We start from the raw sequence: 14,181 nt of genomic DNA on the forward strand, positions 1-14,181 counted from the left end.
ATGGAGCTTTACTGCAGCTTGATATTGGACTTGGGTACGATTTGTACAGGATAGGTGGGAGCCTAAGAAGCCGGAGCGCCAGCTTCGGTGGAGGCAACGTTGGGATACCACCCTGATCGTATCGGAGTTCTAACCTGGTACCGTGAACCGGTATGGGGACAGTGTCAGGTGGGCAGTTTGACTGGGGCGGTCGCCTCCTAAAGAGTAACGGAGGCGCCCCAAGGTTCCCTCAGAATGGTTGGAAATCATTCGAAGAGTGCAAAGGCATAAGGGAGCTTGACTGCGAGACTGACAAGTCGAGCAGGGACGAAAGTCGGGCTTAGTGATCCGGTGGTACCGCATGGAAGGGCCATCGCTCAACGGATAAAAGCTACCCTGGGGATAACAGGCTTATCTCCCCCAAGAGTCCACATCGACGGGGAGGTTTGGCACCTCGATGTCGGCTCATCGCATCCTGGGGCTGAAGTAGGTCCCAAGGGTTGGGCTGTTCGCCCATTAAAGCGGTACGCGAGCTGGGTTCAGAACGTCGTGAGACAGTTCGGTCCCTATCTGTCGTGGGCGTAGGAAATTTGAGAGGAGCTGTCCTTAGTACGAGAGGACCGGGATGGACGCACCGCTGGTGCACCAGTTGTTCCGCCAGGAGCACAGCTGGGTAGCTACGTGCGGAAGGGATAAGCGCTGAAAGCATCTAAGCGTGAAGCCCCCCTCAAGATGAGATTTCCCAATTCGTAAGACCCCTTGAAGACGACGAGGTAGATAGGCTGGGGGTGGAAGTGCAGTAATGCATGGAGCTGACCAGTACTAATCGGTCGAGGGCTTATCCAACACAGCTTCACGAAGTGTAACTTCGGAAGAGACACAATCTAACACGCACAATTCGTTTCGTATCTAGTTTTCAGGTGATCAAGCCTGAGGAGAAGATGTGGGTTTTTATTAAGGCCAGATATTTTCTCGCAGCGATTTCGAGAAGCGAAAGCTTCGAAAAATCATGTTTGGTGGCGATGGCGGAGGGGTTCCACGCGTACCCATCCCGAACACGACCGTTAAGCCCTCCAGCGCCAATGGTACTTGGACCGCAGGGTCCTGGGAGAGTAGGACGCCGCCAAGCAAAGAGTAAGAGCATTACCATTATGGTAATGCTCTTTTTGTTTATATTCTGCTCGTAATGCAGATATTAGCTATGTTGAGAATCGGGCATTTGTTGATTTAAGGTGGATATGGCAGCGGATGGAAAGCCGGGGTAGCAGCTATACTCGGAGGATTGCCTTTACGTGTTGACAGCCTATATCCCCTTTGCTAAGATGGTACAAATATATTCCCGTAAGATGAGATCTACGGCCGCAAGGGTAGGGATAGGGCCGATGGGACAATAGAGCTGAGGAGGAATACCCTGGTGTGGGAAAGTAAATTTACCAAAGAAGGTCTTACTTTTGATGATGTGCTCCTGATTCCTAGAAAATCTAATGTGTTGCCAAAAGAAGTGGATGTCTCCACAAGATTGAGCGATACGGTCAAGCTTAACATTCCATTGATTAGTGCAGGCATGGATACAGTTACTGAAGCGGCTCTTGCTATCGCAATTGCACGTGAAGGTGGGATCGGGATTATCCATAAGAATATGCCGATTGAGCAGCAAGCGGAAGAGGTAGACCGGGTTAAACGTTCGGAGAGCGGGGTAATTACAAATCCTTTCTCGCTCACTCCAACTCATCTGGTGACGGACGCTGAGCGGGTTATGGGCAAATTCCGTATTTCGGGTGTGCCTATTGTTAATGAGGAACAGAAGCTGGTAGGTATTCTGACTAACCGTGACCTCCGCTTCATTCACGACTATAACATCGAGATTAAGCAGGTCATGACTCATGAGAACCTTGTTACGGCACCTGTAGGAACTACTCTTCAACAGGCAGAGGTAATTCTACAGCAGCATAAGATTGAGAAGCTTCCTTTAGTAGATGAGAACAATGTACTCAAGGGTCTGATTACCATCAAGGACATTGAGAAGGCCATTCAGTTCCCGAATGCGGCGAAGGATGCACAGGGACGCCTGTTGGTAGGAGCGGCTGTGGGTATTTCCAAGGATACTTTTGATCGGACGGATGCCTTGGTGAAGGCCGGTGTGGACGTGATCACGGTTGACTCAGCACATGGTCACCATATCAACATTGTTGATGCAGTGCGCGAGCTGCGTACACGTTACCCTGAACTGACTATTATTGCAGGGAATGTGGCAACTGGACATGCCACCCGTGATCTGATTGAAGCCGGGGCGAGTGTGGTGAAGGTAGGAATTGGACCGGGATCCATTTGTACAACACGTGTTGTATCCGGTATCGGCGTACCGCAAATCACGGCTATTTATGACTGCGCCACTGTAGCTCGCGAATACGGTATTCCAATTATTGCAGACGGAGGTATCAAGTACTCTGGTGAGATCCCTAAGGCTATAGCTGCGGGTGCTCATGCGGTAATGCTTGGAAGCTTGTTCGCAGGAACCGAGGAGAGCCCAGGTGAGTCTGAGATTTATCAAGGTCGCCGCTTCAAAGTATACCGCGGAATGGGGTCGTTAGCTGCTATGAAGCAAGGCAGCAAAGACCGTTACTTCCAGGATGATGACAAGAAGCTTGTACCTGAAGGTATTGAAGGAAGAGTAGCTTATAAAGGGCCGCTATCCGACACGATTCATCAGCTTATCGGAGGCCTGCGTTCAGGCATGGGATACTGTGGTACGGCTAACCTGAACGAGCTTCGCGATGAGACAGAGTTCGTCCGCATTACAGGTGCAGGTCTGCGTGAGAGCCATCCTCATGATGTGCAAATCACGAAAGAAGCACCGAACTATTCGCTGTAATTTTCGGAAATGGGTAGTAAATCCAGGGACAGGCGGGACGATTTTCGTTCTGCCTGTCTTTTTTTGCTGCATACCCTGTGTTAGAATAGAACAAGTAATTGATTGAGATCATGAGGGGAGCTTAAAGGTAATTTGAAACCGATAGAAATGAACACAACGAAACCTAAACGGCGTATCCTTCGCAAAAGTGTAACGTCGCTTTTGATGATTAATATGTTGTGCTTGTCCGTTATTCCTGCTATAACTCTAGCCGAAGGACAAGCCATCGCTGCGCCAAGCACTAAATCTACTACAGAAGCAAAGGCAGCTGCAGATAAATTAGGACTAAATGTAAAATCAGCCATTCTAATTGAAGCAACTACCGGACAGGTCTTGTACTCTGTAAATGGGGACGAAGCTATGCCACCGGCAAGCATGACCAAGATGATGACGGAATATATTGTTGCCGAGCAGGTGAAACAGGGCAAGCTTAAATGGACCGACGTTGTTACTGTTAAAGACAACGCAGCAAAGCAGATCGGTTCACGTGTCTTCCTTGCAGAAGGAGACCAGCACACCGTGGAAGAGCTCTATATCGCCATGGCTATCGCTTCCGCCAATGACGCCACTGTTGCACTTGCAGAGCGTGTAGGGGGCACAGAGCAAGAGTTCGTTAAGATGATGAATGCAGAAGCGAAGCGTATGGGCATGAAGACAGCCTATTTTGCCAATTCCACAGGTCTTAATGTAGGGGATATGCCGGAGGGCTACCGCCCGGAGAATCCGGAGGAGACGGTTATGTCTGCTCAGGACGCGGCAACGCTGGCTAAATATATCGTAACGGATCACCCGGATTTCACTCGATTTACTACGCTGCAATCATATAAATTCCGCGAACGCGATAAGACTCCATTGGTGAATCTGGATTGGATGCTGGAAGCAAATAAGTCGAATATTAACTTCAAGCAGTATGCCTACCCCGGGTTGGATGGGCTGAAGACAGGGCATACCGAGAGTGCAGGGAACTGCTTCACAGGTACTGCGGTACGAAATGGTGTCCGTCTTATTAGTGTAGTTATGGGGACGGATGCGAAATCGCAGAAATCCCGTTTTGTAGAGACCAAGAAGCTGCTGGATTATGGCTTTGATAACTTTGAGGTCAAACAAGTCATTGCTCCAAAAACCACAGTTAAAGGTGCCGAGCAAGTTAGTGTGAAGAAGGCAACCAATTCTGATGTTCCTGTAGTTACAGACCAGGCTGTAAGCTTTGTCGTACAGAAGGGTGCTGACCTTAAAGGAATTAAATCTACCGTAAAATGGCTCGATAAGGACAAGCTGACGGCTCCACTGCCAAAAGGCACTAAAGTTGGGACCGTAACCTATACCTACAAAGCCGACGACGCCTCGGCTCCGGCAGAGAAGACCGTTAATCTGATCACTGCTGAGGAAGCAGAGAAGGCAGGCTGGTTCAAGCTGCTGCTTCGGGCAATTGGCCAATTCTTTGTAGATCTGTTCAATGCGATCAAGAATTTGTTCTAGAGTCCATAAGCTGATCTAGGGACGTGTGATCATAAGAATGATGCATGTGCTGGCGTATTTCAGATCAATCCTTGTAGTTGTGTAATTTAAGCATATCTTGTAAAATAACAAGTTAGATTAAAGCACGACTGTTGAGTGATAGGAATTAGAAATTTGTATATATATTCGGGAGGTATGGACATGGAAACTGGAACATCTCGTGTAAAAAGAGGTATGGCTGAAATGCAAAAAGGTGGCGTCATTATGGACGTCATGAACGCTGAGCAAGCTAAGATTGCCGAGGCTGCTGGCGCAACAGCAGTTATGGCGCTTGAGCGTGTACCATCTGATATTCGCGCTGCTGGCGGGGTTGCCCGTATGGCTGATCCTACCATTGTGGAAGAGGTTATGAAGGTGGTAACCATTCCGGTTATGGCCAAGGCGCGTATTGGACACTTCGTTGAAGCTAAGGTACTTGAGTCCCTTGGCGTTGACTATCTCGATGAGAGTGAAGTGCTTACTCCGGCTGATGAAGTATATCACATCGACAAGCGCGAGTTCACAGTTCCATTTGTATGTGGAGCTAAAGACCTTGGAGAGGCTCTTCGCCGTATTGGAGAAGGTGCATCCATGATCCGTACCAAAGGTGAACCGGGAACAGGCAACATCGTTGAAGCGGTACGTCACATGCGTCTGATCAATAGCCAAATCCGCAAGATTACCAATATGTCGAAGGACGAGCTGTATGCAGAAGCCAAGAACCTTGGCGTAGCTTATGACCTCCTGCTTGAAGTTCACCAGAACGGTAAGCTTCCAGTCGTTAACTTTGCTGCCGGTGGTGTGGCTACTCCTGCAGATGCAGCCTTGATGATGCACTTAGGCGCAGACGGCGTATTCGTAGGCTCTGGTATTTTCAAATCCGAGTATCCAGAGAAATTCGCACGCGCTATTGTTGAAGCGACAACTCATTATACAGACTACAAATTGATTGCTGAAGTCTCCAAGAACATCGGTACTCCGATGAAAGGGATCGAAATCTCCAAATTGACTGCTGCTGAGCGAATGAGTGACCGGGGCTGGTAAGCCCTGGTTCTTCGGCAGATCCAATATTCGGCTTGATATAGAAGGATGATGAATGTAATGAAAATAGGAGTCTTGGCGCTGCAAGGCGCCGTTGCCGAGCATATCAGAAGTATTGAACGTACTGGTGCAGAGGGCGTCGTTGTGAAGCACACGCATCAGCTGAAGGATATTCAAGGTCTGATCATTCCCGGCGGAGAGTCTACGACAATCGGCAAGCTCATGAGAAGATATGAGTTCATCGATCCGATACGTGAATTTTCAGCTGAAGGGAAGCCCCTCTTCGGAACATGTGCAGGACTTATTGTGCTTGCCAAAGAGATTGAGGGCGGAGAGGAAGCACATCTTGGTGTGATGGATATTCGAGTCTCCAGGAATGCTTTCGGACGTCAGCGCGAGAGTTTTGAGACCGATCTGGATGTTAAAGGAATTGATGATCCCGTACGGGCTGTATTCATTCGTGCGCCTTTGATTACTTCGGTCGGCAAGGGTGTGGATGTGCTCTCGACCTATCAAGATGAGATTGTCACAGCCCGGGAAGGGCATATGCTCGTTAGCTCCTACCATCCTGAGCTTACGGATGATTTCTCGCTTCATCAATATTTCGCTGATATGGTAAGACAATATAATTAAAAATCCGAAACTAGCTACATCTGGTCTGGAATGCGATAATTCCGTCCGGATGTAGTTCAATTTTAGCCGATAATTGGCGTCCTGTTCGGACTGAACTGAATAGTTATGTGTCATTTGTGTTATGTTCCTATTGGAGGGCATGTGGTGTGGCTCTCATTGTGATCAATCTGTACAGTCAAGGCTGCTGCCCTAGGAGGGACTAGTTATGTTAGATGTGAAGATATTAAGAAATGAATACAGCCGGGTTGAAGAAGCTCTTCAGAAGCGTGGCAAGTCACTTGATCTGATCTCTGGCTTCCCGCAGCTGGATGAGAAGCGCCGTGAGCTTCTCCAAGAGAGTGAACAGCTGAAGAACCGACGTAACGTCGTCTCGGCAGAGGTAGCCAAGCGGAAGAAGAATCGGGAAGACGCAGATGAGCTCATTACAGAGATGCGTGATGTGGGTGATCGGATCAAGGCCTTGGATGATGAGGTGCGAGCACTTGAAGCCCAAATCGACGAGCTTACACTGGCTATCCCGAATATTCCTAATGAGAGCGTGCCTGTTGGTGCATCTGAGGAGGATAATGTAGAGATCCGCCGCTGGAGCGAACCGCGTAAGTTTGCTTTCACGCCTAAGGCTCATTGGGAGCTTGGGGTGGAGCTGAACATTCTTGATTTTGAAGCGGCTGGCAAAGTAACGGGTTCCCGGTTCACCTTCTACAAAGGGCTCGGTGCCCGCTTGGAGCGTGCTCTGATCAGCTTCATGATGGACCTGCACAGCAATGAGCATGGTTATGAGGAGATGCTTCCTCCGTACATTGTGAATCGGGACAGCTTATACGGCACAGGACAGCTTCCTAAATTTGAAGAGGATCTCTTCAAGCTGCGGGATACCGAATATTACATGATTCCTACTGCCGAAGTGCCGGTCACCAACTATCACCGTGATGAGATTCTGAGTGCCGAGGATCTACCCCGCAATTATGTTGCGTACAGCTCATGCTTCCGCTCCGAGGCAGGTGCGTCTGGACGCGACACCCGAGGATTGATTCGCCAACATCAATTCAATAAGGTTGAGATGATTAAAATTGTCCATCCTGAGCAATCCTATGAAGAGCTTGAGAAGATGACTCAAAATGCAGAGCGGGTGCTTCAGCTCCTTAACCTGCCATACCGTGTTCTGACGCTCTGTACAGGCGATATGGGCTTCACTGCAGCCAAGACCTATGATCTTGAAGTATGGCTGCCTGAGAGCGGGATGTACCGCGAGATTTCCTCCTGTTCGAATGTCGAGGACTTCCAGGCGCGCCGGGCTAATATCAGATTCCGTCCTGAAGCTAAAGCCAAGCCTGAATTTGTGCATACACTGAATGGATCGGGACTCGCTGTCGGTCGTACAGTGGCGGCAATACTTGAGAATTACCAGCAAGAGGATGGCAGTATCGAGATTCCTGAGGTTCTTCGTCCATACATGGGAAATATAAATTATATTTCTCCAAAGAAGTAGTTGCATACTAAGAATATTCATGATATAATCTAATTTGTCACGTGTTAAGCGTGAGAAATTAGATTGATTTGGAGAGGTACCGAAGCGGTCATAACGGGGCGGTCTTGAAAACCGTTAGGGGGCAACTCCACGTGGGTTCGAATCCCACCCTCTCCGCCATAATTTTACCAATATCAATTACAGTAAGTACACAAGGCTTATTCCTTAGGGAATAGGCCTTTTTGGTTGTCTTATTCCAGTAATGAGGCTGAATAATGAGGGCAGGATCTCGGTAAATTAACTGTGCGGTATGCCGCTATAATGAGATCAGCTTAGGAGGGACAACAATGAGCAAACCAAAAACTGTGGCTGTGCCCGGGGTACAGCCGGACACGGGAAGACGACGCAAGGAGGAGGGCGCAAGGGGACCTGAGCCTCTCTCGGGATCGAAGAAAGTGAAGAACCGCAATCACGTTGACCATCATAACCGTCAAGGAGGTTAATACTCCAAATTTGCCCGTTTTCGGGCAAATTAAGTCTTTTTTGCGAGAATATCAGAATAAAACAAGACATGAGTCCGAATTAATGGCATAATAAAGATAGGATTACTGAAGACCAGTGGGATAGTATTCTAGGAAATGGAGAGATGAGACAAAAGATACTTGAAAGGAAAGTGATGCAATGAATGAAATTACAAATGATCTGATGCATGACCAATCCCTCGGAATGATGCCACGGCCTAACCGGCAGCATAATAAGCGCCCTCTGGGAACTGTCCTTCTTAGATGTATGTTTATCATTATAGGAGCTGTGTGCTACGCTGTTGCACTTGAACTATTCCTGGTTCCTAACCATATTACAGACGGTGGAGTCACCGGTATCTCGGTTATCGCTTCTTACTTAACAAGTCTGCCCCTGGGCTTATTCCTGTTTTTGCTTAACCTCCCTTTTCTCATCGTAGGATACAAACAAATCGGGAAGACCTTCGCCTTCTCCACCCTTCTTGGTATTATTGTTATGTCAGTAACTACCTTCCTTCTTCATTCCGTACAGGCTTTTAGTCAGGAGACTACGCTGGCCTTTGTGTTCGGCGGTATTCTTCTCGGGTTAGGTACGGGTATTGTTATCCGTTCAGGTGGATCGCTGGATGGGACGGAGATCATTGCTATTCTAATCTCCCGTAAGACCCCGTTCTCTGTAGGCGAGATCATTATGATTATCAACGTGTTCATTCTGGGAGGCGCCGGCTTTGTATTTGGCTGGGATTCGGCCTTATTCTCCATTCTTGCTTACTATATTGCTTTTAAGGTTATTGATATTACGATTGACGGGCTTAATGAATCGAAGTCGGTCTGGATCATTAGTAACAACATTGACGAGATCGGTGATGCAATTATCAGCCGTTTAGGGCGCGGTGTTACTTATCTGTCGGGTGAGGGCGGATTCTCGGGTGATCCGAAGAAAGTTATTTTCTGCGTAATTACGCGTTTGGAAGAAGCTAAGCTCAAAGAGATTGTGAATCACTTTGACGAGCGTGCTTTTCTGGCAGTTGGCAACATCCATGACGTTAAGGGCGGCCGTTTCAAGAAAAAAGATATCCACTAATTCTAGAAAAGGGTTTATCTCCCAGACGAAATGGTTTATCATATTAATTGTATTTGTCACAATATATAGGGGAATAAAGAGGGGAGAACTTCATGCGTAAGATTATGGGATTGACTCTGACATTACTGTTGTCAGTGGTACTAGTATTGTCAGGGTGCAGCAGCAAAAAGGATCCGAAAGAGGCCCTTCAAGGTGCGGCTGCCAATGCACTCAAGATGGATTCATATGTTCTTAAAAATGAGATCAAGATCAAAGATCTGTCCGTGAACATGGCTCAAAGTAACGAGCAGGTGGGATCTGTCGTTAATATGCTGAAAGATGCTGAGATCAACATCAACCAGATCTATCAAAAGGCTCCTATGCAGACTGAGTCTACACTTGAGATCAAGCTTAAAGGTGATGTAGCAACAACTATTACAATTCCTTTTGTACTTACAAAAGAGAAGATGTATGTGAAAATTCCTAAGGTGCCATTCTTCCCGATTCCAGACAGCATTGTAGGTAAGTTCCTGGTTCTTGACTTCAAAGAGCTGGCTGAGCAAAGCGGCAACGAATTCAATGTGAACTCCTTGGATCCTGCCAAATCACAAAAGCTTGGTCTGGAAATAGCCAATGCAGTATTTGCTGAGTATGATTCTGCTAAATACTTCAAAGATGTAGATTCCAAGGATGCTGCTCTTCCTGAAGGCTTCAATGCGAAGCAAGTGGTTCAGTTCAATATTACGAACGACAATGTTAAAGAAGCAGTAACTATCTTTGTGAACAAAGCACTTCCTAAAATCTTGGATATCATCAGCAAAGATGAGTACCGCGAACTGTTGCAACTGACGAAGGAAGAAATCGATCAGGCGAAGAAAGATATTCAATCCGGCAGCCAAGCTGAGCTTAACAAGGCAATCGATGATATGAAGAATCACTTGAAGATCAATCAATTCACAGTGAATACAGCAATTGACAAGAATGATTTCCCGGCTTACCAGAACCTGAATACTAACCTGGAAATCAACAATCCGGATACAAAAGATAATGTGAAGGTTGCTGTTGAAGCAAAAAGCACATTTACCAAGATCAATGAGAAGCAGAATTTTGTAATTGGTATCCCAACGGATGTCATTACAATGGATGAGCTGCAACAGCAATTCGGAGCTGCAGGTCTTCAATAAGATTACAGAGATAAAGTACAAAACCCGTGCCATTGGCACGGGTTTTTTGTTAATGCTCAGACTTAGCGGGCCTGGCACGCAGCTTACGGAAGAATTGAGTCAGCAGGCTTGCGCACTCGGTCTGCAGGATGCCGGTAGTCAGTTCTGTCTGATGATTAAATCTGGACTCCTGAAGCAGGTTCATCAGAGTGCCGGCACATCCGGCTTTGGGATCCGTTGTCCCATACAGCACATGGGGAACGCGGGCTTGGACAATAGCGCCGGCACACATAGGGCAGGGCTCCAAGGTGACATAAAGCTTACAGTTGAGGAGTCTCCAGGATCCAAGATGATGGCTCGCTTCGCGGATCGCAATAATCTCGGCATGAGCGGTAGGATCATATGCGGTCTCCCGGAGATTATGCCCTCGTCCGATGATCTCCTGATCACGGACCACAATCGCGCCTATAGGTACTTCCCCAATAGCCTCTGCTTTATGAGCTTCAGCAATGGCTTCTCTCATCCAGTATTCATCGGTAAACATGATTAAATGACTCCCTTTTCACCTTTAATTATTCTGCGAACAGGCATTCGTTTGTGAACAGCCTGTGTGTAAATTTGTGTATAAGTTCATTGTTATCAACAGAGTTATGCACAGGTGTGTATTTTTTGGGTATAACTAAAGTCAATCTGTGGGTAACTATAAGTAAGTGATGCACTTAAACCGTCTCCGCTTTAGACCGGAATGTCTTTGCAAAAAGTGTCGTTAAAGGTATTATGATAGGAGAGATATCCCAGATTTCGGCAATCCACTTAGGCCGAGGAGTGAACAGCGAATTGTCCATAAAAACAAAATTATCCATCATCATATCTTTTCTGGCAGTAGTGCTTTTATCCTTGAATATTATCCTCAGCTACTTTACCACGCAGGAAAATCTGCGTAAAGATAGTGAGAATAAAATCATGCTTACCGCCAAGCAAATTGCAATCGCTGTTGAACAGAGCGGATTCAGTTCTGAATATGTAGAAAGGCAAATGACCGAGAAGCTGAGGATGGCCTCTCTATTGGCTGCCAAGGAGCTGAATCCCGATATCCGCAAGGTGACCAATGAGCAGCTGGCCCAGTTGGCGAAGAAGGCAGGTGTCACAGGCATTTCCTTATTCGTAAAAACCGATAACGACATCGTGGTCTCCAAATCATCGGAGTCTAAGGAAATCGGGTTGTCCACGAACAAATGGGGTTATTGGTATGCCGCATTTCATCAGCTGTTCAATCTAGAGCCGGTTACAGTACAGGCGGGTCAGGCATCCGAGCATTTCTGGTCAGGCCCATTTGATTATTCCGCTTCATTCCCCGGCAGTCTCGTAAAGTGGGGTTATTATTATGACGGAACACGTGACTACATTATAGATCCTTATATTCGGAAGACGGAAATGGATAATTTTTTTGAAGTCCTGGATCCGGAGAGAATTATAGCGAAGACCCGGGATGCCAATACAAGTGTACTTGATATCACAGGTATAAATTTAAGCCGCTTTGAAGAGGCTGTTACCCAGGGACTTCCGCTTCAAAATGACATTTCGGTAGAGATGAAGGACCGTCCTCTAACATTCGGCAAGTATAACTACCCCAGTCCTGAAGCGGACCTGCAGGTACTAAAGGAAGCTATTCGTAACGGACAAAGTGCCCAGTACGACGTTAAAATTGGTGGGAAAAGAGTAATTAAAAGCTTTATCCCGATTAAGGAAAACTCCAATTATACGTATGTAATCCGGATTATCTCCAGCTATGATCCCATTTATTCTGTATTATCCAAACAGATGATCAGCCAGATTTCCATATCTCTGGTTCTATTGGAGGTTGTCATTTTTGCAAGCTATATCCTTGCGGGGCTTCTCATTAGGCCAATCCAGGACATCCTGCTTAAGGTGAATGGGATGGCAGACGGCAACTTTGAGACCCAGCTGGAGGTTTCACGCAAGGATGAGCTTGGCCTGCTGGCAGCCAGAATTAATGCTATGGGCGGGAACCTGGCCCAGTATACACGGGATCTCAGGGAAATGATTGATGAGAACCGCTCTGTTAAGGAGCACCTGGAGTCCATTATCCGGCAAACGGCAGATGCCATTCATCTGACTGATCCTGAGGGCAAGATTATACGTGTAAATAAGGCCTTTGAACAGCTGTATGGCTGGACAAGTGAAGAGATCCAAGGGGTGTGTCTGTTCAATACCCCTGAATCGCTTCGCGAGGAGGAGTCCCTGTGGAAGAAGAAGCTGAGTGAAGGAATACCCATCTTCTCAGCAGAGACGGTGCGCCTGACGAAGGCGGGGGCGGAGGTCCGGGTCAGCGTCAGTGAGTCTCCGATCTTTGACGAGGATGGGCGGATTACCGCTTATGTGATCATTTCCAGGGATATGACAGAACGCAACAAGATGGAGGAGCTGCTGCGCCGTTCCGAGAAGCTGACTACGGTAGGACAGCTTGCAGCGGGAGTAGCCCATGAAATACGGAATCCCTTGACGACGCTAAAAGGGTTCCTGCAGCTCCAGCTGCAGACTAAAAAGCTCAATACCCAGCATACGGATCTAATGCTGTCAGAGCTGGATCGCATTAATCTGATCGTTAGTGAATTCCTGATATTGGCCAAGCCGCAAGCGGTTCACTTCCAGGTGAAGGATATCCGCTATATCCTAGGGGATGTTATCTCTCTCCTGGACAGTCAGGCACACCTTCACAGCATAGAGTTCTCAACAGATTTCTCGGCAGAAGCTCTGCTCGTTCACTGTGAAGAGAACCAGCTGAAGCAAGTATTCATTAACCTGCTCAAGAATGCTATGGAGGCTATGCCAAATGGAGGTATCATTCATATGCAGACTTGGCGCAAGGAACCGGATCGCGTAATGATTCGCATCAGGGACGAGGGCGTAGGTATCTCCAAAGCGACCTTGGCCAAGCTCGGAGAGCCCTTCTTCACGAACAAGGAGACCGGCACGGGACTTGGGCTCATGGTTAGCCAGCGGATTATTGAGACCCACAGGGGCATCATGGAGATTGAGAGCGAGCTGGACAAAGGAACAACGGTGACTGTCGCCTTGCCGGTTGGTGGCAGCCAAGGTAACATGGAGGACAAGATACAGCCAGATGAGTAAAGAAAAGGTGTGAGATGGGTGCGGATTAATAAATTCATCAGTGAGTCAGGTTACTGCTCCCGGCGGGAGGCTGACAAGCTCGTGGAAGCAGGCAAGGTGACTATCAATGGCATCGTAGCGCTTCTGGGAAGTCAGGCCGAAGAAGGCGATGATGTGCGTGTGAACGGTCAGCCTTTGACGGATAAGGAGAAGCATGTATATATAGCCCTGTATAAGCCGGTAGGGATCACAAGCACAACCGAGCGGCATATTAAGGGCAACATTGTAGACTTCGTGGGGCATGAGAAAAGGATCTTTCCGATTGGCCGTCTCGATAAAGATTCGGAAGGACTTATCCTTATGACCAATGACGGAGATATCGTTAATCGGATTCTTCGTGCTGAGGGGAAGCATGAGAAGGAATACATCGTGACCGTGGACAAGGCGATCAGCCCGCATTTCATAAGAGCCATGTCAGAAGGGGTAAGGATTCTGGGGGAAATGACACTTCCTTGTACAGTTACCCGGATGTCAGACCGGGTGTTCCGTATCATATTAACTGAGGGGAAGAACAGGCAGATCCGGCGTATGTGCAGCGCTTTGGGATATGAAGTAAGGCGCCTGCAGCGGATCCGGATTATGAATATTCATCTGGGCAGCCAGAGAAGCGGTACATGGCGTGACTTGACTCCTCAGGAGAAGCAGGATTTAGGGCGGCAGCTGAACTACACCCTTATATAAAACCCAACCCCAGCCAGATCCATCGTACAAGC

Annotated in this window: 11 protein-coding genes, 1 tRNA gene and 2 rRNA genes (1 of these 14 only partly in view); 13 read left to right on the forward strand and 1 reads right to left on the reverse strand. The window is 47.6% G+C overall.

All coding sequences use genetic code 11. The annotated features are described in order from the left end of the window. The 11 genes from LDO05_RS00390 to LDO05_RS00440 form a co-directional block, all read left to right on the forward strand. A 23S ribosomal RNA gene (locus LDO05_RS00390) occupies positions 1-825 on the forward strand (it extends 2,228 nt beyond the left edge of the window). 166 nt (positions 826-991) lie between these two features. Then, positions 992-1,108, forward strand: a 5S ribosomal RNA gene (gene rrf, locus LDO05_RS00395). A 285-nt stretch (positions 1,109-1,393) separates the two neighbouring features. Beyond that, entirely contained in the window at positions 1,394-2,851 is a 1,458-nt protein-coding gene (gene guaB / locus LDO05_RS00400; protein WP_251376930.1) for an IMP dehydrogenase, read from the forward strand. Positions 2,852-2,992: 141 nt separating this feature from the next. Continuing rightward, the gene (locus LDO05_RS00405; RefSeq protein ID WP_481857036.1) at positions 2,993-4,369 is read left to right on the forward strand and encodes a D-alanyl-D-alanine carboxypeptidase family protein; all 1,377 of its coding nucleotides are present in this window, start codon (positions 2,993-2,995) and stop codon (positions 4,367-4,369) included. A gap of 180 nt (positions 4,370-4,549) precedes the next feature. Then, a complete protein-coding gene (gene pdxS / locus LDO05_RS00410; protein WP_127200813.1) occupies positions 4,550-5,431 on the forward strand; it encodes a pyridoxal 5'-phosphate synthase lyase subunit PdxS in 882 nt (293 codons plus the stop codon). Positions 5,432-5,488: 57 nt separating this feature from the next. Beyond that, positions 5,489-6,061: a pyridoxal 5'-phosphate synthase glutaminase subunit PdxT gene (gene pdxT / locus LDO05_RS00415; RefSeq protein ID WP_251376932.1), complete on the forward strand. Its 573-nt coding sequence runs from the start codon at positions 5,489-5,491 to the stop codon at positions 6,059-6,061. Positions 6,062-6,266: 205 nt separating this feature from the next. Further along, positions 6,267-7,550: a serine--tRNA ligase gene (gene serS, locus LDO05_RS00420; RefSeq protein ID WP_251376933.1), complete on the forward strand. Its 1,284-nt coding sequence runs from the start codon at positions 6,267-6,269 to the stop codon at positions 7,548-7,550. A gap of 70 nt (positions 7,551-7,620) precedes the next feature. Further along, positions 7,621-7,709: transfer RNA gene (locus LDO05_RS00425), tRNA-Ser, on the forward strand. A 167-nt stretch (positions 7,710-7,876) separates the two neighbouring features. Further along, the gene (locus LDO05_RS00430; RefSeq protein ID WP_251376934.1) at positions 7,877-8,032 is read left to right on the forward strand and encodes a small acid-soluble spore protein P; all 156 of its coding nucleotides are present in this window, start codon (positions 7,877-7,879) and stop codon (positions 8,030-8,032) included. Between the two features lie 226 nt (positions 8,033-8,258). Next, a complete protein-coding gene (locus tag LDO05_RS00435) occupies positions 8,259-9,134 on the forward strand; it encodes a YitT family protein (RefSeq protein WP_481857037.1) in 876 nt (291 codons plus the stop codon). Positions 9,135-9,226: 92 nt separating this feature from the next. Next, positions 9,227-10,297 (forward strand): DUF6612 family protein, encoded by a 1,071-nt coding sequence (locus LDO05_RS00440; protein ID WP_251376939.1) that lies wholly within the window; start codon positions 9,227-9,229, stop codon positions 10,295-10,297. A 49-nt stretch (positions 10,298-10,346) separates the two neighbouring features. On the opposite strand, the gene tadA is transcribed toward LDO05_RS00440, so the two are convergent. Further along, entirely contained in the window at positions 10,347-10,820 is a 474-nt protein-coding gene (tadA, locus tag LDO05_RS00445) for a tRNA adenosine(34) deaminase TadA (RefSeq protein ID WP_251376940.1), read from the reverse strand. Between the two features lie 293 nt (positions 10,821-11,113). On the opposite strand from tadA, the gene LDO05_RS00450 reads away from it, so the two are divergent. Both LDO05_RS00450 and LDO05_RS00455 read left to right on the forward strand, forming a co-directional pair. Beyond that, positions 11,114-13,429 carry an ATP-binding protein gene (locus LDO05_RS00450; protein ID WP_251376942.1) on the forward strand — a complete coding sequence of 772 codons (2,316 nt, stop codon included), beginning with the start codon at positions 11,114-11,116 and terminating at the stop codon, positions 13,427-13,429. 18 nt (positions 13,430-13,447) lie between these two features. Beyond that, complete coding sequence (locus tag LDO05_RS00455; RefSeq protein ID WP_251376943.1) at positions 13,448-14,149, forward strand: pseudouridine synthase; 702 nt, start codon at positions 13,448-13,450, stop codon at positions 14,147-14,149. Positions 14,150-14,181: the final 32 nt, after the last annotated feature.

It is taken from the genome of Paenibacillus sp. YPG26 (genome assembly GCF_023704175.1).
Taxonomy (GTDB): Bacteria; Bacillota; Bacilli; order Paenibacillales; family Paenibacillaceae; genus Fontibacillus.

Coding starts and splice junctions, on each gene's coding strand:
- tadA (WP_251376940.1), bottom strand. CDS start 10,820: ATGTTTACCGATGAATACTGGATGAGAGAAGCCATTGCTGAAGCTCAT.
- LDO05_RS00430 (WP_251376934.1), top strand. CDS start 7,877: ATGAGCAAACCAAAAACTGTGGCTGTGCCCGGGGTACAGCCGGACACG.
- LDO05_RS00435 (WP_481857037.1), top strand. CDS start 8,259: ATGCCACGGCCTAACCGGCAGCATAATAAGCGCCCTCTGGGAACTGTC.
- pdxS (WP_127200813.1), top strand. CDS start 4,550: ATGGAAACTGGAACATCTCGTGTAAAAAGAGGTATGGCTGAAATGCAA.
- pdxT (WP_251376932.1), top strand. CDS start 5,489: ATGAAAATAGGAGTCTTGGCGCTGCAAGGCGCCGTTGCCGAGCATATC.
- serS (WP_251376933.1), top strand. CDS start 6,267: ATGTTAGATGTGAAGATATTAAGAAATGAATACAGCCGGGTTGAAGAA.
- LDO05_RS00440 (WP_251376939.1), top strand. CDS start 9,227: ATGCGTAAGATTATGGGATTGACTCTGACATTACTGTTGTCAGTGGTA.